32 protein-coding genes are annotated in these 24,755 nt (G+C 51.6%); 21 read left to right on the forward strand and 11 right to left on the reverse strand.

The genetic code is table 11. The annotated features are described in order from the left end of the window. The first annotated feature begins 44 nt into the window (after positions 1-44). Positions 45-959: a hypothetical protein gene (locus MKY86_RS13105; protein WP_076077738.1), complete on the forward strand. Its 915-nt coding sequence runs from the start codon at positions 45-47 to the stop codon at positions 957-959. Between the two features lie 180 nt (positions 960-1,139). Here MKY86_RS13105 and MKY86_RS13110 read toward each other — a convergent pair whose 3' ends face one another. The 3 genes from MKY86_RS13110 to MKY86_RS13120 all read right to left on the reverse strand — a co-directional run bounded on the left by MKY86_RS13110 (position 1,140) and on the right by MKY86_RS13120 (position 3,293). After that, complete coding sequence (locus MKY86_RS13110) at positions 1,140-1,586, reverse strand: OsmC family protein (RefSeq protein WP_036728968.1); 447 nt, start codon at positions 1,584-1,586, stop codon at positions 1,140-1,142. Positions 1,587-1,807: 221 nt separating this feature from the next. Beyond that, on the reverse strand, positions 1,808-2,704 hold the full coding sequence (locus MKY86_RS13115; RefSeq protein WP_076077740.1) for a sulfurtransferase: 897 nt from the start codon (positions 2,702-2,704) through the stop codon (positions 1,808-1,810). A gap of 193 nt (positions 2,705-2,897) precedes the next feature. Then, positions 2,898-3,293 carry a hypothetical protein gene (locus tag MKY86_RS13120; protein WP_076077742.1) on the reverse strand — a complete coding sequence of 132 codons (396 nt, stop codon included), beginning with the start codon at positions 3,291-3,293 and terminating at the stop codon, positions 2,898-2,900. Between the two features lie 207 nt (positions 3,294-3,500). Here MKY86_RS13120 and MKY86_RS13125 point away from each other — a divergent pair, with 207 nt between their 5' ends. Further along, positions 3,501-4,439 (forward strand): phosphotransferase, encoded by a 939-nt coding sequence (locus MKY86_RS13125; RefSeq protein ID WP_340826972.1) that lies wholly within the window; start codon positions 3,501-3,503, stop codon positions 4,437-4,439. 40 nt (positions 4,440-4,479) lie between these two features. Here the strand turns inward: MKY86_RS13125 and MKY86_RS13130 are convergent, their stop codons facing one another. The 3 genes from MKY86_RS13130 to MKY86_RS13140 all read right to left on the reverse strand — a co-directional run bounded on the left by MKY86_RS13130 (position 4,480) and on the right by MKY86_RS13140 (position 6,880). Next, on the reverse strand, positions 4,480-5,454 hold the full coding sequence (locus MKY86_RS13130; protein ID WP_076077747.1) for an aminoglycoside phosphotransferase family protein: 975 nt from the start codon (positions 5,452-5,454) through the stop codon (positions 4,480-4,482). 37 nt (positions 5,455-5,491) lie between these two features. Beyond that, the gene (locus tag MKY86_RS13135; RefSeq protein WP_076077750.1) at positions 5,492-6,160 is read right to left on the reverse strand and encodes a hypothetical protein; all 669 of its coding nucleotides are present in this window, start codon (positions 6,158-6,160) and stop codon (positions 5,492-5,494) included. Between the two features lie 348 nt (positions 6,161-6,508). Further along, on the reverse strand, positions 6,509-6,880 hold the full coding sequence (locus tag MKY86_RS13140; RefSeq protein ID WP_036728954.1) for a hypothetical protein: 372 nt from the start codon (positions 6,878-6,880) through the stop codon (positions 6,509-6,511). Positions 6,881-7,166: 286 nt separating this feature from the next. Between MKY86_RS13140 and MKY86_RS13145 the strand changes: the two genes are divergently transcribed. Genes MKY86_RS13145 through MKY86_RS13165 form a run of 5 tightly spaced genes read left to right on the forward strand, consistent with a single transcriptional unit; the run spans position 7,167 to position 10,698 of the window. Next, positions 7,167-8,141, forward strand: a complete 975-nt coding sequence (locus MKY86_RS13145; protein WP_076077753.1) for an ABC transporter ATP-binding protein — start codon at positions 7,167-7,169, stop codon at positions 8,139-8,141. After that, complete coding sequence (locus tag MKY86_RS13150) at positions 8,134-8,880, forward strand: ABC transporter permease (RefSeq protein WP_076077756.1); 747 nt, start codon at positions 8,134-8,136, stop codon at positions 8,878-8,880. The genes MKY86_RS13145 and MKY86_RS13150 overlap by 8 nt, the downstream gene beginning before the upstream one ends. Next, positions 8,880-9,263, forward strand: a complete 384-nt coding sequence (locus MKY86_RS13155; RefSeq protein WP_076077758.1) for a GntR family transcriptional regulator — start codon at positions 8,880-8,882, stop codon at positions 9,261-9,263. The genes MKY86_RS13150 and MKY86_RS13155 overlap by 1 nt, the downstream gene beginning before the upstream one ends. A 5-nt stretch (positions 9,264-9,268) precedes the next feature. Continuing rightward, complete coding sequence (locus MKY86_RS13160) at positions 9,269-9,970, forward strand: ABC transporter ATP-binding protein (RefSeq protein WP_076077761.1); 702 nt, start codon at positions 9,269-9,271, stop codon at positions 9,968-9,970. Next, entirely contained in the window at positions 9,964-10,698 is a 735-nt protein-coding gene (locus MKY86_RS13165) for a hypothetical protein (RefSeq protein ID WP_076077763.1), read from the forward strand. Before MKY86_RS13160 ends, MKY86_RS13165 begins: the two co-directional genes overlap by 7 nt. Positions 10,699-10,801: 103 nt before the next feature. On the opposite strand, the gene MKY86_RS13170 is transcribed toward MKY86_RS13165, so the two are convergent. Continuing rightward, positions 10,802-11,185 carry a PilZ domain-containing protein gene (locus tag MKY86_RS13170; protein ID WP_340826973.1) on the reverse strand — a complete coding sequence of 128 codons (384 nt, stop codon included), beginning with the start codon at positions 11,183-11,185 and terminating at the stop codon, positions 10,802-10,804. A 140-nt stretch (positions 11,186-11,325) separates the two neighbouring features. On the opposite strand from MKY86_RS13170, the gene MKY86_RS13175 reads away from it, so the two are divergent. The 8 genes from MKY86_RS13175 (at position 11,326) to MKY86_RS13210 (ending at position 16,718) form a co-directional block, all read left to right on the forward strand. Then, positions 11,326-11,931, forward strand: coding sequence for a pentapeptide repeat-containing protein (locus MKY86_RS13175; protein WP_036728930.1), 606 nt, complete (start codon positions 11,326-11,328; stop codon positions 11,929-11,931). Positions 11,932-12,084: 153 nt separating this feature from the next. Next, positions 12,085-13,716 (forward strand): sensor domain-containing diguanylate cyclase, encoded by a 1,632-nt coding sequence (locus MKY86_RS13180; protein WP_076077769.1) that lies wholly within the window; start codon positions 12,085-12,087, stop codon positions 13,714-13,716. 413 nt (positions 13,717-14,129) lie between these two features. Beyond that, entirely contained in the window at positions 14,130-14,210 is an 81-nt protein-coding gene (locus MKY86_RS13185; protein WP_245368211.1) for a YjcZ family sporulation protein, read from the forward strand. Positions 14,211-14,376: 166 nt separating this feature from the next. After that, positions 14,377-15,180, forward strand: a complete 804-nt coding sequence (locus MKY86_RS13190) for a glycoside hydrolase family 73 protein (RefSeq protein WP_076077771.1) — start codon at positions 14,377-14,379, stop codon at positions 15,178-15,180. Positions 15,181-15,185: 5 nt separating this feature from the next. Further along, complete coding sequence (locus tag MKY86_RS13195) at positions 15,186-15,467, forward strand: holin (RefSeq protein WP_076077774.1); 282 nt, start codon at positions 15,186-15,188, stop codon at positions 15,465-15,467. Positions 15,468-15,580: 113 nt separating this feature from the next. Next, positions 15,581-16,003 (forward strand): hypothetical protein, encoded by a 423-nt coding sequence (locus MKY86_RS13200; RefSeq protein WP_076077777.1) that lies wholly within the window; start codon positions 15,581-15,583, stop codon positions 16,001-16,003. Between the two features lie 152 nt (positions 16,004-16,155). Beyond that, positions 16,156-16,290: a hypothetical protein gene (locus MKY86_RS13205; RefSeq protein ID WP_268748465.1), complete on the forward strand. Its 135-nt coding sequence runs from the start codon at positions 16,156-16,158 to the stop codon at positions 16,288-16,290. Between the two features lie 176 nt (positions 16,291-16,466). Further along, positions 16,467-16,718, forward strand: coding sequence for a YjcQ family protein (locus MKY86_RS13210; RefSeq protein ID WP_036728915.1), 252 nt, complete (start codon positions 16,467-16,469; stop codon positions 16,716-16,718). A gap of 89 nt (positions 16,719-16,807) precedes the next feature. Here MKY86_RS13210 and MKY86_RS13215 read toward each other — a convergent pair whose 3' ends face one another. Together MKY86_RS13215 and MKY86_RS13220 are read right to left on the reverse strand one after the other, a co-directional pair. Further along, positions 16,808-17,701 (reverse strand): S-layer homology domain-containing protein, encoded by an 894-nt coding sequence (locus tag MKY86_RS13215; RefSeq protein ID WP_076077780.1) that lies wholly within the window; start codon positions 17,699-17,701, stop codon positions 16,808-16,810. Between the two features lie 134 nt (positions 17,702-17,835). Beyond that, entirely contained in the window at positions 17,836-18,411 is a 576-nt protein-coding gene (locus MKY86_RS13220; protein ID WP_076077782.1) for a hypothetical protein, read from the reverse strand. A gap of 171 nt (positions 18,412-18,582) precedes the next feature. On the opposite strand from MKY86_RS13220, the gene MKY86_RS13225 reads away from it, so the two are divergent. The 5 genes from MKY86_RS13225 (at position 18,583) to coaD (ending at position 21,074) form a co-directional block, all read left to right on the forward strand. Next, positions 18,583-19,008 carry a hypothetical protein gene (locus MKY86_RS13225; RefSeq protein ID WP_076077785.1) on the forward strand — a complete coding sequence of 142 codons (426 nt, stop codon included), beginning with the start codon at positions 18,583-18,585 and terminating at the stop codon, positions 19,006-19,008. A gap of 62 nt (positions 19,009-19,070) precedes the next feature. Beyond that, on the forward strand, positions 19,071-19,598 hold the full coding sequence (locus tag MKY86_RS13230) for a hypothetical protein (protein WP_340826975.1): 528 nt from the start codon (positions 19,071-19,073) through the stop codon (positions 19,596-19,598). A 94-nt stretch (positions 19,599-19,692) separates the two neighbouring features. Continuing rightward, entirely contained in the window at positions 19,693-19,881 is a 189-nt protein-coding gene (locus MKY86_RS13235; protein WP_143803648.1) for a single-stranded DNA-binding protein, read from the forward strand. Between the two features lie 82 nt (positions 19,882-19,963). Continuing rightward, positions 19,964-20,572, forward strand: coding sequence for a 16S rRNA (guanine(966)-N(2))-methyltransferase RsmD (gene rsmD, locus MKY86_RS13240; protein ID WP_076077787.1), 609 nt, complete (start codon positions 19,964-19,966; stop codon positions 20,570-20,572). Continuing rightward, on the forward strand, positions 20,553-21,074 hold the full coding sequence (coaD, locus tag MKY86_RS13245) for a pantetheine-phosphate adenylyltransferase (RefSeq protein ID WP_076077790.1): 522 nt from the start codon (positions 20,553-20,555) through the stop codon (positions 21,072-21,074). Before rsmD ends, coaD begins: the two co-directional genes overlap by 20 nt. On the opposite strand, the gene MKY86_RS13250 is transcribed toward coaD, so the two are convergent. Further along, on the reverse strand, positions 21,046-22,314 hold the full coding sequence (locus MKY86_RS13250) for a nucleoside recognition domain-containing protein (protein WP_076077793.1): 1,269 nt from the start codon (positions 22,312-22,314) through the stop codon (positions 21,046-21,048). The two genes, coaD and MKY86_RS13250, sit on opposite strands and share 29 nt — an antisense overlap. Before the next feature lie 159 nt (positions 22,315-22,473). Between MKY86_RS13250 and MKY86_RS13255 the strand changes: the two genes are divergently transcribed. After that, entirely contained in the window at positions 22,474-23,514 is a 1,041-nt protein-coding gene (locus MKY86_RS13255) for a SepM family pheromone-processing serine protease (protein ID WP_076077795.1), read from the forward strand. Here MKY86_RS13255 and MKY86_RS13260 read toward each other — a convergent pair. Next, positions 23,504-24,742, reverse strand: a complete 1,239-nt coding sequence (locus MKY86_RS13260) for a tRNA(Met) cytidine acetate ligase (protein ID WP_076078171.1) — start codon at positions 24,740-24,742, stop codon at positions 23,504-23,506. The two genes, MKY86_RS13255 and MKY86_RS13260, sit on opposite strands and share 11 nt — an antisense overlap. Positions 24,743-24,755 lie beyond the last annotated feature (13 nt).

The raw sequence follows: 24,755 nt of genomic DNA on the forward strand, positions 1-24,755 counted from the left end.
ATTTCGTTAATGCTCCATTCTAGATAGAAAAGGTGAATCACGCTATGAATCCATTTATGAGAAAAGTCAATGTTCCTTATGTCAAATTCCGCAAAGCCAACACCCTCCGAAATGACTCGACCCAGCATGATTGGCAGCACTGGGCGGGCTACCGGGCTCAGATTCAGCAAGTTCTGGAGCAAACGCTGGAACATAACCGCTGCGGGCGCGGGCATATTTTACTGCTCGGGGCCGGGAACGGAAACGATGTGCCCATTTCGTATATCGAGTCTATATTTGAACGGATCACGATCGTCGATATTGATGAAAAAGCGCTGGACCGTTTTCTGGCCAAGTCGGCACACCCGGAAAAATACGAACGGGCAATCATTGATCTGACCGGAGTAGGAACGGAAGTGTCTTCACCGGATGACTTGAAAGCAAAGGTTGACGATTTGCTGCCCAACGTGGATTTTTCGCCGTTGCATCCTCCTTTTGACGTGGTCATGAATTTATGCTTCACGACGCAGCTCATTTCCGCCTTTTTTTACCGGAAGAAAAACAAGGTTGCCCATAAACCGGAATTCAGCGCTCAGCTGGATCGGCTGCTTGAACGGATTCATATCAACATCTTTCAATCTTTGCAGGCCCTCCTGGCACCGGACGGGGTGATTGTCCATTTAACCGATACTCTGCTGCTGCAGCGCATATTAGCAACCGGCTATACCAGCCCGGCTACTGTGAAGACTCTGGAGCTGACGGGAGGAAATCTCCGTGAAAACTTGGACCTGATTTACGGGCATCTGCCGGAGATGGCGCAACAAGGCTTGTGCTTGCCGGGGGCATTTGTCCACGTTCATCCGCAAATTATGCGGTTGTATAAAGTTGAATTAAGGTTTTCGTTGCTGTGGGAGTTCGTCCATGATGAATACGAAGACAGGGATTACTTTGTGAGTGCGCATGTGCTGACCAAACTGTAGTAGAAGGTAGCCGGACCGGTCATAGGTAGAACTGACGAAGGGGAGTGGGGCTGCTAGCCCGGAACGTTTGCAAGTTGTTGACAGGAAAGCCCAAAGAGGGCTGGGACAGGTCACTGCCTTTTAACCTGTCCCAGCCCCCAAACCTGCGTCCGACGAAGCTTCTCGGTTCTGATCGGTTGCTTAGCTTTCGATGATAATGCTTTCCAGCTTGAGATTAACCGGGTTTGCGAGCGTATCTCCAACTGGGCATTTGCTTTCCAGGAATCGTACAAATTCTTCAACCTGTTCTTTGGGTGAATCTGTTTTAATACGGAAGGTATACCGAATTTCTGAATAGCCCGGACGCACCTCCGACTTGTTGAAAAAGCCATCCAGATCAAGATCGCCTTCTACATCCACGAAGAAATCCTTGAGGTTCACGCCGAATTTAGGTGCATACACTCTGGCCACGATAGACTGACATGCTCCCAGCGAGGCCAGCAAAGCTTCGACCGGATTCATACCGGTATCAGTTCCGCCCAAGCTTTTGGGCTCGTCAATAATAAATTCAAAGTTTCGGGATGCTACTTTCACTTGGACTCCGTCTTGCAAATGCGCAGATGCTTTAAAGGTTTGGAGAGCGGTCATTTTTAAAATCTCCTTCTATGGTTAGTTTATAATAATTTAAATCATACTTTTCCGCTGTGATTATTTTAAATTTAACAGGTCATATTGTCAATCCTCAAATTACCAACTTGTCGATCTCTGGAACAGCGCGCGCGAAAATGCCGAAAAAGGGCCGTGAGCAGCCAGCCTTCCGGCAACCTGCCACAGCCCCAAAACTCAAATCCGATGCGGTCAATCGGCTCTTACTCGTCTCCTGTAGCCACTGGGTTATCTTCATAGCTGATCCAGTCACTCCAGCTTCCCGCATACAACCGTACATTCTTATACCCGGCCTTTTCGAGCGCCAGTACATTCGGGCAGGCGGTTACGCCGGAGCCGCAGTAGACGATAATCTCCGCGTTCTTGTCCAATCTCGCAAAATGCTCCTCCAGCTGCTCTGCACTCTTGAAGCTGCCGTCTGCATTCTGCGTATCTTTCCAGAAGTAGTTGACCGCACCAGGGATATGCCCGCCGACCGGGTCCAGGGTCTCATTCTGGCCGTGATAGCGGTCATTAGCCCTGGAATCGATCAGCACGGGAAGAGCAGGCACGGCATCCGCAACGTTGACGTCACTCTCAGACTCAGCGCCAGCATTATTAACTGTCTTCTCCGATACCTCCCGCACCTCCTCAACTCCCGCGAGCATCTGCGGCTGAACATTAGCTGTAAAGGTACTAGGCACCCGCACCGGCTGATGATCCGTCACCGGATATTTACCCTCTTTCCACTGGCTGAAGCCGCCTTCCAGAATGAATACCTGCTCATGCCCAAGGTAACGCAGCAGCCACCACAGACGGGCGGCGTTCATGCCGTTCTCATCGTCGTAGGCGACAATGCGAGTATCATTGCCTATGCCGAGCTTCGAGAGCCGGGATGCCAGCACTTGCGGGTCTGGCAGGGGATGGCGTCCGCCATGTTCGCCTACAGGAGCAGACAGATCCAATTCCAAATCGAGATAGACCGCGCCTGGAATATGCTCTTGTTCATAGCTGTCTCTGCCGGCCTCAGGTTGGCCTAATGTGAACCGGCAGTCTACGATGGTCTGTTCAGGCTCATAGAGTCTGGCGAGCAGCCAGCGTTTGCTTACGGTTGCGTCCATATGTATCCCATCCTTTGCTTGTATCATTTGGATTATATTATAGCGGATAATCAGGCATTCCGCATATTATTGAAGGGGTGCAAGCATAGGCTTATCAGGTCAGGAGTGATCGTGATCGTGAGCGGGCTGCTATCCTGTACAGTTTGACCAGAAACAAAAAAAGCTCAGGACTCGCCTGAGCAATGAAATCAGGTTAACTAAGGACGGGACCGATGATGTTCCAGTCTCCGAATGGATATACCTGATCAAATACTATGAATCCGGCTGCATCCCGGGCTACTGCGTATAGCGAGATGTCGTTCACGAATCCGGGAGCACCAGGTGAAGAAACGGTGATACTGTAGTTGGCTACCGTAGTTGGAATGATGAGAGTCACTACTCCATTTGGAGCAGCAATTGCGAACGTTGTTGTGAAATTCAGGGTTTCAGCTATCCCCTCCGGGCCGGCATCTGTGACACTGTAAGCATTGACTACAATAGGTTCCAGCCTTGCAGCGGTTGTATTGGTGATGCGAAGCTCGACAAACTGTGAGATTACTGTTCCAGTAGGTTCAAGGTTGGGCACAGCACCGATAGTATAAATTGGCATTTGGGAGTCCTCCTTTTCTCTTGATACAGTAATATATGTAAATCTGATAGATTGTTTTGTATAATTGTCTTTCGTTTACTAAAAAAGGCGACTGGATCAGAGGATAGCGAACCGCCCCTATCCTAGTAGATTTGACATCGCAGTATACGGATTCTACAATTGCTTCTGAAAGTATAAGAAAGGGGGCATAAGCCTACGGAAGCCATATTGAGTCAGGCCTGGCCTGAATGGAAGGGTACGCTGCGCAAGCAGAGCGGAGGCTGGAATAATACTACGTATTTTGTGGAGAGCGGGGAACGCCGCGCTGTGCTGCGCGTCTATAATACACATAGAGACAGGAATAAAATAGTGTTCGAGCATACTGTCTTGCAGAAGCTAAACGGATTGAATCTTCCTTTTACAATACCTGTTCCGATTCTTACCGTTACGGGAGAGACGTTAGTACAATTGGAGGATGGCACAGATAAATACGCCTGCCTGTTCGGTTATATTGAAGGAGAATCTCCCACCGAACATGATTCCGGCTTCTATGATTCGCTTGGAGAGGCGGCAGGCACATTATCCGTTGCCCTGGATAAAGTGGAGACAGGGATAGCTCCAGTATACCGTCCCTACTACGAGCTGCGGACCTCCTATCCGCTATGCACCCGTGAAGCGCTGCATGGTCTGGTGACGGACCCGCCCGAATCTCTGAAGGAGCTGCTGCCGGAGCTGACCCTATTAGTGGAGGCCTACGACAATGTGGCTGACTCGTTGGAACAGCTTGAGAGTCTGCCGCATCAGCTGGTACACGGCGATCTGAATGCTTCCAATTTGCTGGTGGATGGGGAGGACTCAGCACAGGTGGTCGCGCTGCTGGATTTTGAATTCTGCACCCGGGATGTACGGGTTATGGATGCTGCTGTAATTCTGTCGGCTTTGCTCAGTCATGAGGACTCGGAGCGGATTATCCGTGATTTCTGGCGGGGTTATAACCGCAGGGTTACGCTGACTCCCGAGGAACTGGCGGCGATTCCGGTGCTCATGCTCCTGCGCAAGATAGACGTATTCCTGCATTTCGCCACCCGTTACTGGGAAGGGACCGATGAGGTGAATGTCCTGCAACAGCAGGTCCGGGAGCTGGCGGCAGAGGTAGCTGCGATGTAGGCGGGAAGCTGCATGGAACTTGCACTGTCTTCAAGCTTCCTTACAGGAAAAGCTGCTGATTATGTATTCTTTTCATAAGCTCTCTGCCGGATCGGACGACTTCGGGCTGATGATTGTGAGTACCCCAGCAGATATCGCCGAGGGCCATTTTGATGCAGCATATTTGTATTTCAGCAGACTGGTCCTTAAGCACTTCAAGTCCATACCCTGCAAAATAGGCATCTCTGGCTGATGGATGATCTATGAAATATCTGGCGAACAGAATGGAGAAGTTGTCCACAGCCAGCCCCCACAACATATTCTCGAAGTCAATCATTCCTGTCAAAACACCCTGGTTATCCACCAGCCAGTTGCCTGGTGTGGAGTCCCAGCTAATAGGCACAGGTCTGCTATGCCGGAATACATGAACGTTCTGAAGTGCCCAATCGGTTAACCTTAGTTCATAGGCCTGCAACAGCCCCTCATCAACACACTGAGAAGTTAAGTCCTGAATTGCATCAGCAACATACTGCACCGGGTCAGCATGGTGCCTTAGCTCTATCGGGTTTCCATATTGATCGGGGCGGCCGAACCAGCGGCCTGTCTGCGATAGATGCAGAATCTTTGTTAACTCACCAGCCTTATAAAAAGCAGCTTTAGCAGCACTTGGGCTTAGTGCCGTCTCTCTCATAATGAACCCGTCGATTGCTGTAATTAATATAGCCTGCCAACTCTCCCCCTCGTAAGCAGCTCTTAACTCAGGTACATACGGTTTCAACTGACCTATCCAGTGACGGTATGCATAAACCTCAGGATGCCATCTCTGTTTGCGGCTGTACGTTTTTAAGTAATAACATTTAGAGTCCTGATCGGATTGCAGCTTCCAGACCCCGGTTCTCACACTATTCAGCCTGTAGTTTCTCAAGACCTGAAAGCTGCCAATGTCGGACTGAACCTGCTCATACAACGCTGTTGGATGGATATACAGTGGCTTCATATTCTGTTGGTCCTCCTCGTGGAATGCCATATTTACCATAATACACCTTCTGGCGCGATTGTGCGGCCTTAAGCCTTCACTCCAGCCAGCCCTCCGCCGTACGGATATTAATAATTCTGCGGGAGGCCGGGAGATAGCGGAGGGCGGTTATGTGCGGCTCGTAAGCCAAAATAAGGCTATTCATATAGCCGTTTACACGGAATCTTCCCTGGTTCGAGGTGTCTACGACGAGCGTGCAGCTGCTGTTGGGCCCACAGCTTTTGTAGGTGTTGGTAATCTGGACAGGCTTCTCGGTGAATCGGCTGCTTGTCCAATACTGCACCAGATCGGTTGACTGCTGTGGAGCCTGGAAGACCAGGGTAAGCAGCAGCAGGACGGCAGCGGGCCAATTCAAGAAACTGAAGTAATAGAAGAAACGGTAGCCGCCTTTGAATTTATCTTTGGCTCTGACCGTAATGACGTACAGCTTCAAGGTTAACAGGATGCCAGTGAGCCACAGCAGCGCAGCTTGCACGGTTTTGGCCGTAATCAGCCCCTGCTGCACCCCAAGTCCCAAGGCTGTGACATAATAGCGGTCAGCAAACGCCAGTGTGTATAAGGCAAGAGCCCCTACAGCCAGGAGCCAGAAATACTTTTGGAAAAACGGCTTGAGATGCTGCTGTGCGGTATTCTTCACCGGCCGGGAGGGGGCAGGGTCTGTGACGCCCGGGTTCAATTTTGTACTGGATAATTTAGATAGTCGCAATTTGATCTTCTCCTTGATATAGTTCTTAACTATTTAAGACACACTAAAGAAATTAACAAAAAGCAAAAAGAAGCGGAGGGGAAATTTGGAACTGTAGGAGCGGTAGCGACCGCCTTTGTGTTTGAATTTCTACCGCTAACATTGGTTTTAATCATGAAAATTCAAACACAACAGCGGCCGGAAGTCCAAATGTTCACCGCAGCGACGACCAAGCTTTGAGTTCTAATCTTAAGTGAGTCTTTAATAATAGTTTTTCCATGATTACCCGTATTCTAATCTATTGAACACAACAGGGCACACTCCGGCTGGGCGATACCAGAGGGTGCCCTGTTTCACGTGCCTATTCTGTTAGATTAAGCGGTAGCCTGGAGGAAGTTCCCCGCTGCTGCGGATACGGCGGATCTGGTCCAGCGTCAGTCTCTGGTTGGTAGAGATGATCGATTCTACGTCATTGCCGGAGATGAAGTCATCCAGATCGCGGATGCTGTGATTGCCGCGAAGCACGCGGAAGCTGCCTCTGAACCGGGTTCTGCTGAACAGGACGAGCGTAGCATTGCTGCTGGTGGAGAAGAAGCGGAGACTTTCGATGCCATCCAGAATATTGTCCGTATCGCGGATACCGAGATTACCTCTGTAGATTCTGCTTCTTCCCCGGAAGTTTTCTTCGCTGTACACCGTTAGTCTTGGATAAGTCTGCGAGATATGAACCTCTTTATTCATGTGTATTCCTCCTTGAAGCCGTTTTGGCAAAAGCAGCATGATACTGCCACCTGCAATACTATTCTATGTATGCTGATAGAGATTGGTATGGTTAGAACCCCTGCACGGATAGCCTGTTTACACAGTGCTTCAGGAAATTTTTCACAAACCTGCTTTACAAACCAAAATTACTAGTGTACTATTTAACTAACACACCAATACAACATTGAAAATACACATATTCCAGCTTAGCAATAACCCGTGGAATTAATACTCCACCTATACCGATCCGCACAAGGAGGCTGTAATGAATACAACCGCTCATTATGTTCAGGAGCCGTCAGGCCCTGCGCAAGAACAAACCGTACTGGAAATGCAAGGCGTCAGTAAAGTGATAAAAGGGAAGGCCATTGTAGATAATCTAAGCTTCAAGATCCATAAGGGAGAGATTGTCGGGCTGCTGGGACCGAATGGCGCCGGCAAAACGACCACCATCCGGATGATGACCGGACTGATCCGCATGAGCGGAGGGGATGTTCTGATTCATGGACACAGCATCCGGAAGAAATTCAAGCAGGCGATCTCACAGATCGGGGCGATCATTGAGAATCCTGAGTTCTATCCGCATATGACCGGGTACGACAACCTGCTGCAATATTTACGCATGAGTGATGGAGCCGGGGTATCACGGATCAAGGAGGTCGTGGAGCTGGTGGGGCTGCAGGAGGCGATGAACAAGAAGGTTCGGGCCTACTCCCTCGGTATGCGCCAGCGTCTGGGGATTGCTCAGGCCTTGCTCCACTCGCCGAAGCTGCTCATTCTGGATGAGCCGACCAACGGGCTGGACCCCGCCGGCATCCGGGAGATGCGCGACTATATGCGGAGAATAGCAGAGGTAGAGGGCATTGCCATTCTAATCTCCAGTCATATGCTGGCTGAGATTGAACAGATTTGCCACCGCGCGGTGGTCATTCAGAACGGCAAGCTTGTAACGGTGACACAGCTTACGGAAGTGCCAGAGGCGCAGAGTGAGGTAGCGCTTGCTATCCGGGTAGACAAGATTGAAGCTGCACGGACTGTGGCCGGAGCCTTGCAGGGCGTTAAGGTCACTGGAGCAGATGAAGCCCATTCCGAGCTGCATGTACAGCTGCCGGATGGATCCGTACCGGAGCTGGTGGCGGCACTTAGCGAAGCTAAGGTCGGGATATACCGGATTACTGAGAATAGACAAAGTCTGGAAGAGGATTTCCTGAAATGGACAGGGGGCAACCGCATTGCGTAAATTTAATCTGCTTGTGCTGAATGAATGGCTCAAAATATCGAAGAAACGCAGCAATATCATTCCTTATGTCATCCTGCTGGTGCTGTCGCTGGCAGTGGGCTATATGACTCGTACATTTGCCGCAGATATGTATGCTTCAGCGGCAGACTTTACAGCGGATTCCCTGCAGCCCAGAGGCATTGGCCAGCTTCTGGCCATTCTGGTGATCGTCGGGACGGCGGGGATTGTATCCAGGGAATACAGCCAGGGGACGATCAAATTTCTGCTGATCCGTGCCCGCAGCCGCACGGCGATTCTGGCCTCCAAATATGTAACTGTACTACTCTATACACTTAGCATGCAGGTAGTTGCGACGGTGGGGCTTTTCCTCTCAGGAGCGGTCTTCTTCGGACTCAGCGGAGGGGAAGCGGGAATCGGTGAGATCCTAACTTCGCTGCTGTATTCAACTGTGTACTGCACCGTCTACGCTACGATCGGCTTCATGCTGGGGATTCTGACGAAATCGACTGGCGTAACCATTGGAGCAACCATCTTCGCCACCACCATCGACAAGCTGGTCATTTCCCGTGAGTTCTACAAATATGTGCTGTTCCCTAATCTTAATCTCGCAGCCTACAAGGATGGCGGTGCGCCGATGCAGGGAATGACACTAACCTTATCCATTATCCTGCTGTGCATCTACATGGCGCTGTTCCTGCTTGCAGGCTTCGCCGTCTTCAGACGCAGGGATGTTGCTTGATGGGGATCGAATTCGATAATAACCAGCCGATTTATCTCCAGATCATGAATTACATCAAGGGAGAGATTATCACCGGCAAGCTGAAGCCTGGAGACAAGATCCCTTCTGTCCGTGAATTGGCCGCTGAACTGCAGATTAACCCGAATACCGTGCAAAGAACATTTCAGGAACTGGAGCGTGAGACCATCGTGGAGACCCGCCGCGGCATGGGCAGATATGTGACCGGAAGCGAAGAGACGATACTGACCGTCAAAAAGGAGATGGCACAGGATGTGCTGGACCGTTTTATCCGCGGAATGCAGGAGCTAGGCTTCCAGGGCGAAGATATACTTACTGCAGTAGCAGAGAACATCCACCAGCGGGACCAAGAACAGGGGGAGTAAGAAGAGTGGACGATATACTTGACATTCAGAATGTAAGCAAACAGTTCGGCCCTAGACACGCGCTGAACCAGGTCTCCTTCAAGCTGGGCAGCGGCACCATCACCGGCCTTCTGGGAAGTAACGGCAGCGGCAAAAGCACGCTCATGAAGCTGATCTCAGGACTCGCCTGGCCCGCCTCGGGCCGGATCTCAGTCCTCGGGATGCCCGTGGGCGTAGAGAGCAAGAAGCTCGTCTCCTTCATGCCGGATGTGCCGGTCACGGAGTCATGGATGAATATCGGGGATGCGCTGAGATTCCAGCAGGATTTCTACCCGGATTTCGATCAGGCTAAGGCACTGCGGATGCTGGATTTCATGAAGCTGCGTACAGCGGATAAGGTGCGGACGTTATCCAAAGGGATGAACGAACGCCTGCAGCTGACCTTAGCACTCTCCCGCCGGGCCAGATTATATCTGCTGGATGAACCGATTGGAGGCGTTGATCCGGTGGCACGGACCAAGATTCTGAATGCGCTGATGGAGTTCTATGAGGAGGACAGCAGTATTCTGCTCTCCACCCATCTGGTGACGGATATCGAACGGATCTTTGATGAGGTGATTTTCCTGAAGGAGGGGGAGATTGTGCTGCATCGTCCGGTGGAAGAACTGAGACAGGAGCACGGGAAGAGTGTAGATGAGCTGTTCAGAGAGGTGTTTGCCGAATGCTGAAGCTATTAAAATATGATCTTAAACGCCGACAAGAACGTATTCTCGTCTTCATCGTCATTGCTTTACTCGTGCAGGCCGGGCTGTGGATCTCCAGTGCTAGGATAGACGCAGACTTGGCCTCCCTGAATCTGGTTATTTACTGTATACTGGCCATCGCAATGATATTTACAGCCGTTACCGGATATTTCCGTAATCTTAAATCCTATCAGCGGCGGCTTTTGCCGGTTACTGCGCTGCAGACGGTCCTGTCTCCCATGCTGCTGGCGCTGCTGCTGATTGGGGTGGTCATCCTCCTCGGCCTAGCCCATCTAGGAATCCTCAAGCTGCTGTACACGGTGGATTTACTGCCCGGCAATCTATTGACGGTTGGATTCCGAGCATTGCTTCAATCGGTCTGGTCCAGCCTTTTTCTCATGGTGATGGTGATGTTCTCCTTTACAGTAGCCTTTAGTCTGCGCATGAAGGGGAGAGTCTGGCTTGGCATCGTCCTTCTGGTCCTGCTGCAGAACGGAATAGGTTATCTGGAGAAGCTGCTCTTTGACACCTACTTCATTGGTCTGGATATTGCCTTTAACTTCGAGATTTACACTGGAGAGCCCCAATCCGGCAGTGAATTTATTATACCATACCTTCCGGTTGATCAAGGGGCGCTGCTGTTTGAAGTGGCGGTGGTCTGCCTGATGATCTATGGAATGGTTGCACTGGTGAAGAGACGAATCGAAGTATAAAGAGAAGTGTAGCAGAGGGATAATCCATCGTTCCTATTTCACGCAAGCAAGGCTCCTAATCAGCCTTGCTTGCGTTTGTATGCATTATTAGGGAGCGCAAAGGCTACAAGCCTTGCGCGCTTCTTCCGCTGGTCCAGAGCTCCAGCTCCCGCAGCAGCTGTTCTTCCTCGTCTTCCTGCAGGTCCAGCCTTACCCCATACTGGTATTGCCCGAGACCGAACATCCAGCCCCAGCGGACACTGCCTTCATACTGCAGCTTCTCTTCCGCCAGCTGAAAATGAATAATCAGCTTCGTATCCCCTGCGGTGAAGCGGAGGTTCAGCGAGGTGCGGACCTTGCAGCCGGAGCGGCTAAGGTCAAGCAGGATACCCTCAGTCAATTTGCCCGCTCCCGGTCCCGAATTACTGGCGGGAATTTCAAGATAGCAATCGATGGGCTGGTTCATTACATATCGGAATGGTTCTTTTCTGCTGGAGTCATCCATCATTTACCTCCGCTATTTTATTTGCTATTATATCGAAACGGCTACATTTGGACAATCTCCTAAAGTAGTATATTTAAAGAATTATATAGTATCTGTTATACCATACCTTTGCTCCAATACCCAGATAAAGAGGTGCTTAAACTATGTATCAATACCATAATGAAACCTTTAATGAGCATAATTTTGATTACGCAGCATTGCAGGATGGAGAAATAAACGGCTGCACCTTTGAGCGCTGCTCCTTTCGGGGAGCTTCTATGGAAGAGATGACCTCCACCGGCTGCCGGTTTGTCGATTGCGATTTCACCGGTGCCCTGCTGAATGCTTCGCTGCACACGGATGGCGCGTTCACCAACTGCAAGTTCACCGGAGCCAATCTGTTCGTGGCGAAGTTCGAGAACTGCAAGATGGTCGGATCGGATTTCGCCAATGCCTATATGGACGGAATCACACTGAGCGGAGGGGACTGGGCCTATACGAATCTGCGCCATCTGAATCTCAGCAGGCAGGATCTGCGGGGCATCCGGTTCACCGAGGCAGACATGCAGGGCTGCGATTTGCAAAAGGCGGATCTGCGCGGGGCGGATTTAAGCCGGGTGCAGCTTGCGCAGTGCAAGCTTACAGGGGCCGATCTGCGTGACGCCAAGCTGGAAGGGATTGACCTGAAGAGTCTGGAGCTCAAAGGGGTGCGGCTGGATGTGGAGCAGGCCGTGCTGCTGGCCCGTTCTATGGGAGCGAAGGTAGGGTAACGACTCAACAAAAAACGGCTGTGTGCCGGAAGCTGTATTATATTTCTGCCGGACTCTTCCGATAAAGAAATATCGACCCAGTTCGACATGTTGCCGCAAGATATCTTCAGTGGTCGGAAGCATGAACAAGGTCATCGGAAGAGGAGAGTGTACATGTCATTAAGTCTTCGCACTTTATTTTCAGCAGCATTTGCGGTTATTATCATTCTGCTCACGGCTATTCTCAGCTATGTGATCGGCAACCGCTCCACCACTTCTGTGGAAGTCAGTATCGGCAGCTCCCTGGCCGCAGAGGCCAACCAAATGTCCGAGAAGCTTGATCAGTTCATGTGGTCACGTTCCGGTGAAATAGAAGTTTTGAGTAAGCTGAATGCTTTTCAGGAGCCCGTTGAACAAGCAGAGGCCGGCAGATTGCTGAATCAGCTGAAGAAGAGTCTGCCGGTATTCACCTGGGTGGGCTTCCTGGATAAGACAGGGAATGTGGTTGCTTCCACGGATCGGATTCTACAAGGAACGAATATCAGCCAGAGGCCTGTCTTTCAGCAGGCGCTTAAGGGAACCTTCGTCGGGGATGTCCACGATGCGGTGCTGCTATCTAAGCTGCTGCAGAGTAAGACGGGGGAAGCCCTGCAGTTTGTTGATGTGAGTGTGCCGGTCATGGACAAGCAAGGACAGACAAGCGGCGTGCTGGCGGCACATCTTAGCTGGGAGTGGTCACGTGAGGTCGAGGCCTCCATTGTGAATCCGCTCAAGGAACGGCTTAAGGGCGTGGAAGTGTTCGTGGTCAGTAAGAAGGACGACACCATTCTATTGGGGCCAGAAGCGCTCACCGGCAAAAGAATGACGGATGCGGTCCTGCAGCAGGCCCGCAGCGGTAAGAGCTCATACGTGATCGAACAGGAGCGGGGCCGTGACTCCTATTTAACGGGATACGCCTATGGCGATGGTTACATGAACTACCCGGGCCTTGGCTGGACGGTCATTATCCGTCAGCCGGCAGACATCGCTTTTGCCTCAGTCCATCAGCTTGAACGCTTCATCCTGATCAGCGGTCTGCTGACCGCTGCGGCCTTCGCACTAATCGGCTGGCTGCTGGCCGGATGGATCAGCCGACCGTTGAGGGATATCACCCGTACAGCAGACCTGCTCAGCTCCGGTGCCGATGTGGAGATCCCGGCCTCTACCCGGTTCAAGGATGTGGCGATTCTGTCGGCCTCCCTGCGGAGCCTGGTGAACAACCTGACCAAGACAGAGACTAAGCTGAGCTATATGTCGGATATGGCGCTGCATGATAAGCTTACCGGCTTGCCCAACCGGGCAGCACTGGATGAGTTTTTGGCCCATGCGGTCAGTAAGGCCAAGCAGAAGCGGACGACACTAAGCTTTTTGTACATGGATCTGGACGGCTTCAAAAAAGTGAATGACAGCTTCGGCCATGCGGTTGGAGATGCCCTGCTGCAGGAGGTGGCCTTCCGGCTGATGGATTGTACGCGGGACAATGAGATCGTTGCCCGGCTGGGCGGCGATGAATTCGTGATTATTCTGAATACCTCGGCGGGCAAACCGATGAAGGAAGCGGAGGTGGTGGCTTCGCGGATTATCAGCAAGATCAACCAGCCGATTCTGATTAAAGGCGAGGAGCTTCGTGTAGGCTGCAGCGTAGGTGCTGCTGTATGGACTCCGGACGGCGGAGATACCACCCTGACCCTGCGGCTTGCAGACGAAGCATTGTATATCTCCAAGCGGAGCGGGAAGAACCGGATTACCTTCGAGGCGGCATCTTAGCATCAGCAATCAACAGCAGACAGAAACAACAAACAACCTTTTATCGGCAGGACGGGGATGCTTCTCTTGTGCCGGAAAAAAGGTTGTTTGACGTTATCTCATTACGTTCAGCGTAACCGCTTACGTGGATTAGACCATCTCTTTATCCACAGAAATCCTTCGTCGTCCCGGAAAAACTTAATGCCTATCCAGCTCAGCGGTGTCCAAATTTCCTTGAAATAATATGAAGGCATAGTAAATTAGTCCCTCCGATATAGTTAATTATTACTAGTTTAAGCCAGGATGGAAGATTTAACAATACTTTTTTTACATATAAATCCCATATTGTGCGTTCGCCCAGTTTTTTTGGGACTACAGGCATATGATGTAGAGGAATCAAAGCTGGGCATGTGCGTAAGAAAGGAGGGCTCCAGATGAGTGGAGGTCTGAGAACATCAACGGCTACCATACTGGTGTTGTTTATTTTGCTGATTATTATCCTTAGCGTATTTTAGTGGAAGGGAATATAGTGGGTTATTGAAACAGTGCCGGTGCATCTGCTCCGGCGCTGTTTGCGTGCGTATAAGCTGCAGCTCACTTCCATATACATCATAAACAGGGATAAGCACAGGCAGTTTGGCAGGGCGGGGCATTTAATATAGTAGGAAAGGAAGTGAAGCAATGACGAACTCCGAATTTATCACCCGGATCGCTTCTTTCGCAGTAGCGGATATGCAGCGCACCCGTATCGCAGCTTCGCTGACGATTGCCCAGGCAGCGCTGGAATCCGGCTGGGGAACGAGCGGCTTGACGCTGAAGGCAGGCAATCTGTTCGGCATCAAGGGCAGCGGGCCTGCGGGCAGCCTGGCGCTTCCGACAACGGAATACAGGAACGGCCAAGCTGTACAGGTGACTGCCCAGTTCCGTTCCTATCATAACTGGGGAGAATCTATAGCGGATCATTCCGCACTGATTACCGGGGGAGTGTCCTGGAACCCCAAGCTGTACAGCAAGGCTATTGGAGTCGACGGCAAAACAGCCGCCCGCGAGATTGCTGCTGCAGGCTACGCAACGGACCCGGGTTATGCGTCCAAGCTGATTCAGATTATGGATTCATATAACCTGTATCAATATGACGAGCTGAAGGAGGATGAAGAGATGTCGGCTGAAGATAAACAAAAAATTGCGGCGCTGGAAACCGAGCTGCGGGAACTGAAGGAGCTGCTGGCAGGGGTGTCTGTCAGCAGAGATACACTGAAGGCCGGCGTTCAAGAGCAAGGCCAGGCCATTAAAGGTGTCGCGGAGCGGCTGGCTGTCATTGAGGGCCGTACAGTAATGAATGTGCCGGCCTGGGCTGAGCCTGCGGTACAGGCCGCGTCTGCAGCCGGTCTGCTGGATACGCCGTCAGGAGGCAGCTATGATTTCTACCGGATGCTGACAGTATTGAACCGCGCCGGTCTTCTGGTTACAAGCAAGGGGGTGTAGACGTTATGTACAATGATGCACTTAACAATGTACTAGCTTTTGCATCCGTATTGGCGGTATTCGTTATGGCGCTGGTCCAGTTCGTCAAGAACAGCGTTAATCTTCCGCGCAACGTGGTTCCTGCGGTGGGGCTGGCCATCGGCCTGCTGGTAGGAGCGGCTGCGTACCCTTTTACAGACATGAATCTCATTCTTCGTCTATGGGCCGGAGGCTTGGCCGGATTATCGGCAACGGGACTTTTTGAACTGGCGTTCAATAAGCGGAGCGGGACTACCAAAGAAGAATAGGACAGCTGGAGCTGTAAGAGAGTAAGTAATATGGGGAAAGAGAGCGGGTATATCATCCATGCGATTTGGAAGGATCGTGAATATATTAATTAAGAAGAAAGGAGGTGCTTGATATGGGAACTTATGTTGATGGTAGAACCTCGCAGAATGCTAGTTTTGCTAACTCTATTGCAATACCAATCCTTGTAGTGGATACTCCACAGCTGTTCGGGCAGATTGGGCTGATCACTGAAGGGGTAGGGGCGAATCCTCGCGTAATACTAAAAGGAACCATCTCGCTGCAGCTTCCGCTTGCGCTGGTAGGTGTAACTGTAACAATTGTTAGAGGAACACTATCGACTGATCCACTGGTCTATTCCGCTACTAGTACCTTCAGTCTTAGTGTCTTGGCTCCACAGGTGATTACCTTCTCGGCTGATGATTTTCTTCCGACGATTACACCGCAGTTAACGTATACTGCGTTCATCAGTTCGAACCTTCTGGGTACAATCCGTGTAGGTCCGGAGAGCTTCGATGGAATCCTGGTATCCGATTAAGTAATAGCATGGGACATCCTGGGCTGCCCGCAAGGACGGGCGGGCAGGATGCCCTTGTACATACGCCCCAAATTATGTCCGTTTCGCCCAATCTGATAAGGCGGCTGGCTCATATGCTGTTCTGTAGTCAACATTATGAAGGAGGTAATCTCATGGGTGCAGATTGCGGATACGGTGGCAATGTAGGCGGCGTGAATACGTGTGGAGTAGGTCCCTGGACATCTACAGGTGCGATTCTGGTTCTTTATATCCTGCTCGTTATTATTCTGAGTGCCTGCTTCTACTAGGAGATCCAATCAGTCAGAGCAGTCCCGGTAATCCGGGACTGCTCTTGTTGCAGATGCAGGATGGACAAGCTTTGCTGCATGACTGTGAATTTAAATTCGCCTTGGCCCGAATGGATGTGCGATAATAGAAGTCATTGTCTTCAGGGCAATTAGTGCTGGCATGAAAGAGGTGTACGATGGAAGAGAAGGAAAAGATATATGCCATCCTCAAGCGGATTGAAGCGGAACAGGCGGTTAATCAGGAGGTAATGGAACTCGAAGCCGAGGCCTTCGCCGATATTATGGAGGAGCTTATCGACAGCCGGATGGTGGAGAATATTAAGATCTCCCGGTCAGGAAGCGGGATCGTGACAGTCAGAACTACTGACATCAAATTGACCCGGCGTGGTCATGATTTTATTTTATTGAAGGAGTCTGGCCGAATTTGATCGGAAAATAGATGTCATTACCCGGCACTGTAAGAGGCCGGGCTATTTTTGTTGACTAGGGTCCCTGCTTGATGAATCAACGCTTAAGGCTATTTATTGCTGTATTTTTGCAGAACCCCTTTCTTTTCAAACAACAGATAGACGCGGTCCAGAATCGTTGCCAGTTCTGCCCGGGTAACAGGGGCGAGCGGTCTGTAGTATCCACGGGAATCGGCTGTAATAATCCTTTGGGAATCCATCGCTGCAATGGCGTAAACCGGCAGAAAGGTGAAATCTCCAATTAGCGAGATAGATCCATTTTGGTATGTATAAAAAATCGCTGGCGAGAGCTCATCCCCAGGTATGTATGTATCCCACCTGTTGCCGGCCTTCGCTCTCTCTGTATCCATGTATTGATCCATTGCAGTCTCAGTATTGAATTTTTTTAAGGGAATATCCTTGAATTTACTTAACCGCTGATATAACTCTTTGTCAGAATCACCGGCATTCGAACCCTTGTCGAAGTCTTCAGCGAATAGCTGGTACAGCATGGACGTTAGCTTGAGGCGGGTTAACCGTGCATCCGGCTTGAAGGTGTACTTGCCTGTTGAATAATTTTTGGAAATCCCGCCGCCACTGACCGCTGCAGAATTATATAGCTCGGTTATTTCCTTGTAGGCCCAATGATTTGTGGGGACATCCTGATAGCCGGCCACTTTCGGTTCATAGAACAGGGGCGTTACATTGGGGCGGTACTTATCGAACAGCCGGTGCAGCATGACGGTGAACTCGGCCTTGGTAACCGTTGCTTCAGGTTTAAAGGTGCCGTCGGAATACCCTTTTAGCACATCGTTATCCGTCATGAAAAGAATGGATTCCATCGCCCAGGCATATTTCTGCTCGTTGACATCGGAGTACAAGCCTTGCGCACTTGCGGATGAAGACGGGGCAGAGCTGAGAAGCAGCATGCTGATGACGGGGAAAAGGATTGTTTTTTTGAACATGGGACCTCCTGATCAATTGAATTCTTATGATGAATGCGGGAGCCCTAAGCTCCCTTACCCTAATGAACGGTATCACCATCATTCCTGAATTGTCAATAAATACGGGAGGTCCCATGCCGGAGACATAAGGAGGTTTACTTGGTTGTAATCTCCGACAACGCCTTGTCCATCTGCGTTTCATTCGAATGTACGGCTTCGCTGTCCACAGCATCAATTCCGCGGAAGACATTCTTAGTGTTCTGATAAAAGTCAAAGGCAAACTTCTTAATAGCTTCACCGTCAAGGTGATTGCGCTCAACAACGGTAGCCTTGAACAGGTTCGTCAGCATGTATCCGGCATCCTCGCTATGCGCGAGATAATTCCCGGCGGTGTACTCCTCCACGATCTGGGATTCAAAATCCTTAAGCTCCACAGCCGACGGAGTGTACGATTTCGCCAAAACTTCCGCAGCATCTGCTTTTTGCGTGGCCTCCGTATCCGTAGTCGCGATTTGCTGGATCGCAGATTCCCAGTTCACGGACGCCTTCCCGGTGGAGGGTTCAGTGGCTGGTGCAGGCGTTGGCTGGACTGCTGTCGGCTGTGCTGTCCCGTCGGGAGTTGGGGTGGCCTGATTAGCCGAAGTGTTGCAGCCTGCGGTCAGTCCAATGGCACCACTGAATAGGATGACTAGGGCGAGGGACGACATCTTTTTATACAAGGGCTTCTTCATAGCGGTTCCTCCTGAATCTATCTGATATTCATATACTATATATGTAACCTTGTCCGGACGGATTGAATTTAGTGGCTAATAGATATGATTTTTTTGTGAGTCTATAGAACCAAGTCATTTGACCTGATATAATTGGTAAAAAATAGAATGGTAAAGAGGTGCTACTGTAAAATGAAGCGGAAGCTGGCAACGCTTTTGTGTGTGATGATATTGGCTCTATCCTTAAGTGTGCAGCCCTTATCGGCAGCAGGCAAGACTCAGAAGGTTAAGGTTACGTTTGTAAGTGCGGAACTGATAGAGAACAATCATGTAGGCAATGAGTGGTGGTGGGGCGGATTCGTCAATGGGGAGGAGCTTGAGGAAGGGGATTCAGTCACGCTCGATGTCAGTTCAACAGGAAGCATTAAGCTTCGTGCTGAAGCGCAGGAACAGGATAAGATTCCGGATGAAGCCTCAGCAAGCGTCGCAATTAAAGTCTCCACCCTTAAGGATACCCAGAACAAATCGCTGACAGTCAAGGTAGTCGAAAACCGCGGACGTTATTCCGGAAACACTGCCTCCTGGAAGTTTGTGTTCAAGATCGACAAGGTCAAATGATGTAGAATAATAAATTGGATTCTGGTACAATCTTAGATATTAAGTTTGAAGGAGCGGAGCACATGGATAATGACCTGGTACAATTATTGCGGTCCGTTATTCGGGAAGAGTTAGTTCCTGTTAAGGCGGAATTAGGAACCGTCAACGAGCGTTTGGATCGAATAGAGACAGAGCAGCAGACAATGAAACAAGATCAGCAGACAATGAAACAAGATCTGCAAACAATGAAACAAGATCAGCAGACAATGAAACAAGATCTGCAAACAATGAAACAAGATCAGCAGACAATGAAACAAGATCAGCAAATAATGAAACAAGATCAGCAGACAATAAAACAAGATCAGCAAACAATGAAACAAGATCAGCAGGCAATGAAACAAGATCAGCAGACAATAAAACAAGATCAGCAAACAATGAAACAAGATCTGCAAACAATGATGCAAGATCAGGAACAGATTAAACGTGCTGTGCTGGAAACAAACGAGCGGCTCATCAACGTCGAGTCTTTATTGGAGAATCAGCACAGAATTATCGAACTTCTCTCAGCGCGCTCCATTGAGCAGGAAGCCAAGCTGAAGCGGATTATCTAACTATATACACAGCAAGCCCACGCATCTTGATTTCAAGGCGGGGGCTTTTTTTGCGTAAAACAAAAATCGAGGCTCCCTTTCGGGAGCCTCTTTCATGGGAGAGGAGAAACCGGACGAAGAGCTTATGGGGAAACGTAAGCCTGCTCCGCGGTTGTCTACGACATTTTGTGATGTCGATAATTACAGGATGACCCGGATGCGGGAGTTTTATACATTTGCTTGCGAATATTCTTCAGCTCCGCATTGTGACAAAGTCGGACAATCTTTTTATTTCATGGAATAATTGTGGTACTATAGGCTTGGACTTATGCCCTGTAATGGCATAGTAATGTAGAGACAAAAGCTAAAAAGCAGGTGGATGATCGGTGAGAGTCATATCGGGAAGTGCAAAAGGCAGGCCGCTTAAAAGTGTTCCAGGCAATGGCACACGGCCTACTACCGATAAAGTGAAGGAAGCGTTATTCAGTATGATCGGGCCTTATTTTGAAGGAGGTACGGTGCTTGATCTGTATGCCGGTACCGGAGGCCTGGGGATCGAAGCTCTGAGCAGAGGGATGGAAGCTGCGGTGTTTGTGGACATGGAGCAGAAGGCGATTGACACGGTGCGTGCCAACTTGAAGGCGGCCCGGCTGGAGGCGCAGGCTGAGGTCTACCGTAATGATGCGGGAAGAGCCCTTGGGGCACTCGGGAAGCGGGGGAGAGCGTTTGATCTTGTTTTTCTGGACCCGCCTTACCGTATGAAGCATGGAGACGAGCTGATGGTTACGCTGGCGGAGAAGCTGCTGCTGAATCCTGATGCAGTGATCGTGCTGGAGCATGAATCGGGGTATACCTATCCCGAGGATATACCCGGGTTCGTGAGAACGAAGCAATCCGTCTATGGAGAGGTTACGATCTCTATCTACCGGTATGAAGCTGCTCTTTCAGAAGCTGCCGCAAACGGCAAGGAGGTAAATGATGAGTCTGCAAACTAGAAAAGAGCGTGTCGCCATCTATCCGGGTACCTTCGATCCGGTTACGCTGGGACATATGGATATTATTAACCGGGCCGCCAAGCAGTTCGACAGGCTGATTGTGACGGTGCTGAACAACCTGAGCAAGAATCCGTTGTTCTCGGTCGAGGAACGGACAGAGCTTCTGCGCCAGGCGACAGCGGATATACCGAATGTTGAGGTAGACAGCTTCCGTGATCTCCTGGTTAACTATCTGAGGCAAAAGGATGCGCAGGTTATTGTCCGGGGAATCCGGACCGTTACGGATTTTGAATACGAGCTGCAGAATGCTTCTATTAATCATAATCTTGACCCTGAAGCGGAAACTATATTTATGATGACTAATCCGAGATACTCCTACCTTAGCTCCAGTGTGGTGAAGGAGATTGCCCACTTCGGCGGGAAGGTCTCGGATTTTGTAACCCCTGAGGTGGAGCAGGCCATGAAGCTGAAGTTCAGCCGGATGGACGGCGGCTCGAAGTAAACAGCTTCACGGCAGCAGACAGCAACAGCAGCAGCATAACAAGCAGGGCCATAAGTCCCAGGATCTGTGGGGCCAGAGTCCATATTCTCAGCGAAGTGCCTATGTCTTGCAGCTGTACGGCCGGGGGTGAGCCGGCTAGAACCGGCAGCACCGCAGACTGAATATGGAGCAGCGGTGTCCACAGCAGGAGCGTGAACGCAAAGGCAAATAGTCCATGCAGCAGCCTGACTGCGGTGAACGGAAGGAAGCGGACATTCGCTGCCTTCAGCACAGTCAGTGCCTGGAGCTGGGCGCAAATGCCGCTCCAGGCCAAGCCGGCCGACAGCAGTGCCGGGCCAAGAAGACCGCCGATGACGAAGCCTTCGAGCCCTGCTGCGGCTGAAGTCATTGACCGGGCCCCGAGATGAATCTCAAGCATACTTGCTGTAACCAGAGCAGGCAGCTGAGGGAACAGCCGGGTAACAATACTGACGACAACTGCGAACATAATCATATAGCCGCCTATAATCATCAGGCTCTGTACGGCGGAGGATACGGATTCACCGAGCACCTTGCCGAAGCCCCGTCCATCCCTTGAACGGGCGTCCGCTGCTGCCTGATGGATACGCCGGGGTAAGGATGCTTTTTTGGCGTGAGAGCGTCCGCCGGTAAGGCTGGGATCACTTTCATGCGGAACTTGCGGAATAGGTGAGGTTATCTTACGGGAGCCATTGAAGCAGGCGGATAGAATTCCTGCGGCTAACCCTGACATCCAGTGGATGGCCAGCAGGGCATACCCGGCGGCTGGACTGTGCAGGAAGGCTGTCCCGACTACAATAAGCAGTGTGACCGGACTGGTATAATGCACGATAGCCGCCAGCCGTCCGGCCTCCTTGTCCGTAATGTCCCCCTGCTTGTGCAACTGCATCACTCCTCCGGCTCCTGCCGGGAAGCCGGCGGTAAGGCCGAGCACCAGCGTCCAGCCGCCCGCCCCGGGAAGCCGGAAGCACCGCTTCATCAGCGGCTCCAGCAGGACGCCGATACCGTGCACGAAGCCGGATGCGCTGAGCATCTCTGAGAGGATCAGGAAGGGCAGCAGCGCCGGAAAGACCAGGGTCCACCAGAGCGTAAGGCCCGTAAGTGAAGCCTTGAATGAGGCTTCAGGTGCTATGATTATTGCTATAGCTAGCAGAATGGCTGCAGCCCCGGGTATAAATGGAGCTGAACCCGACAGGAAGCGTCTGGATCTAAAGTTTATCATTAGAGTTATCCCCTCTTCATAGCTTAGGACATGGGCAGATCTTGTTATCAATTTATGCAGGGGAGACAACCATCATGCCACAGCCGGAGTGAAGCTCCAGGCTAAGGTACCACATTCTAAGTGCCGGGGCATCATCCGCAGGAAAGAAGGGGAAGAGACTTGAGGCAGTACAAACGCCGGGTAGGCATCCGCGCTTCAGCCTATTTATTTTCATTCGTGGTCATTCTCTATGTTGTCGTCTTTATGAACACACCTTACATTGTATATCAGCCGGGAAGCGCCTCCGAGGTGGCACCGATGATCAAGGTTGAGAATGCCGATCCGCAGGAGCAAGGAACCTTCATGATGACCACGGTCTCTGCAAGCTATGCGAATGTGGCTCTTCTAATCGCCTCTGTGTTCAACTCGAATGCCGAGGTAGTATTGAAAGAAACCCGTCTGCAGGATAAGACGGAGCAGGAGTATGCGGCGGAGCAGGTGTTCTATATGAATAGTTCACAGTCCTATGCTGTGCAGGCAGCCTATCATGCGGCAGGTGTACCTTATGAGGATGTCGTGGATTATCTGTATGTGTTCTCGGTACCAGAGACTGCTAATCAGGACCGGTTCAAGCCGGGGGACAAAATCATCAGTGTAGGCGGACAAAAGGCAGCCGATCCGGCCGCGCTGTCCAAATTGCTGTCGGTTCATCAAATCGGGGATACCGTAGAGGTATCGCTCCAGCGTGACGGCAAAGAGATCAAGGAACAGGTCAAGCTGGTGGGGGTCAAGGATAAAGAAGCTGCGGCTGCACGGCCGGGCTTCGGAGTTGTAATTGGTGCGGTTCAAAAGGTGGAGCCTAAGGAGAAAGGTAAAGCCGTCAGTTTTGTGGATACTAACGTGGGCGGACCATCTGCCGGACTGATGTTCACTATGGAAATCTACAACCGGCTTACGCCGGGAGATCTCACCAAGGGCCGGAAGGTGGCAGGCACGGGTACGATAGATGCGGAGGGGAACGTGGGGCCGATCGGTGGTGTGAAGCACAAGATTGTAGCGGCCGACCGTAAAGGGGCGGAGATCTTCTTCGTTCCGCTTAAGAACTACGACGAGGCCAAGGCAAAAGCCGATCAAATCGGCACGAATATGAAGCTGGTTCCTGTCTCAACCCTGCCCGATGCCCTGAAATACATGGAGGAGCTGCCGGTCATCAAATCCTGACCGGCGGCTCAAGATAATCACTGTACAGATCGCTGCGCAGCGGGTCGGCATAAGCCCCGGCGAACACAGCGGCCGCCTGGAGGTCACGCTCCAGCATGGGATGGGTACAGCGGGCAGGGCTTGTAATCACCGAAAGCGCTGCTGTCTGCTTCATCTGCTTCAGCAGCTCCCGGCCGCTCTCGCGGAAGCCGAGAACCCTTATGTAGCCGGGACCCTGGGAGAGAACGGAGGGGGACAGCTCTGTTTTGCTATGGTTCAGCAGGGTATGGAGCAGCAGACGCTGGAGCCTGGTAAGGGTATACCGTCTGCTCTTAAGCTCCTGCAGCAGACCGCCGACTGTGAACTTATCCAGCTGGCGCATGCTTCGGAGCAGCCGGTTCTCCAGGCCCTCGTTCATATCCTGCAGCGTGTGCAGCTCCGCAGCGGAGCGCGTATAGAGCACATGGCGCAGCGGCCCGGCGAAGTCTTCTAGCAGTACCGGGCCCCGGCCTGCTGCACGTTCCCGCTCCAGGATCGACAGGGCGTACTCCGGCATGTAAGCCGCCGGTGATCCGCCCTCCTGCAGCAGCCTGCGGATGGCTGTTGCACTGGCAATGGCCGACCCGCCCTCCAGCGGGTCGTGGAAGCCCGCGCCGGTACGCGGCACGGTCAAGGGCCTGATCGCGCTGCCCAGCCGCCGCAGCGCGATCAGGTAGTGCAGGCCGAGGCTGTTGTTGGGCTGCCGCAATATACTTTCGGCATCTTCCGGTTTCTCCTCTCCCAAGAAGGAGGCCTTCCAGGCCGCCGCCGCCGCTGCACTGTAGGCGGCGGGGAATCCCGCGCCCTCAGAGAGGCGCGCGCGGATCTCCTCCTTAAGCGCACTGCTCTCTTCGGCCAGGAAGCCGGCCAGAGGCAGCAGCACGCCCAAAGTGCCTGCTTCGGAGCCGAAGCACAGGCTGTCGACGACGCCGGTCGCCTCCAGCAGGGACACCGCTCCGAAGGCGAACCATTCCGCCGGCTGGACGGCGTACGCCACCGGCAGCTCAATGACCAGATCGGCGCCCATGTGCAGCGCCATCTCGGTACGGGCGCGCTTGCTGACCGCCGCCGGCTCGCCGCGCTGGGTGAACGGTCCGCTCATAATGACAACGGAACGGTCCGCTCCCGATATTCTTTTGGCCTCGGTGAAATGATGGACATGTCCGTTATGTAAAGGGTTATATTCGGCTATAATACCTACAGTTGCCACAGTTGCTTCACGC

The sequence above is a fragment of the Paenibacillus sp. FSL R7-0333 genome, assembly GCF_038000365.1.
Taxonomy (GTDB): domain Bacteria; phylum Bacillota; class Bacilli; order Paenibacillales; family Paenibacillaceae; genus Paenibacillus_AQ; species Paenibacillus_AQ silagei.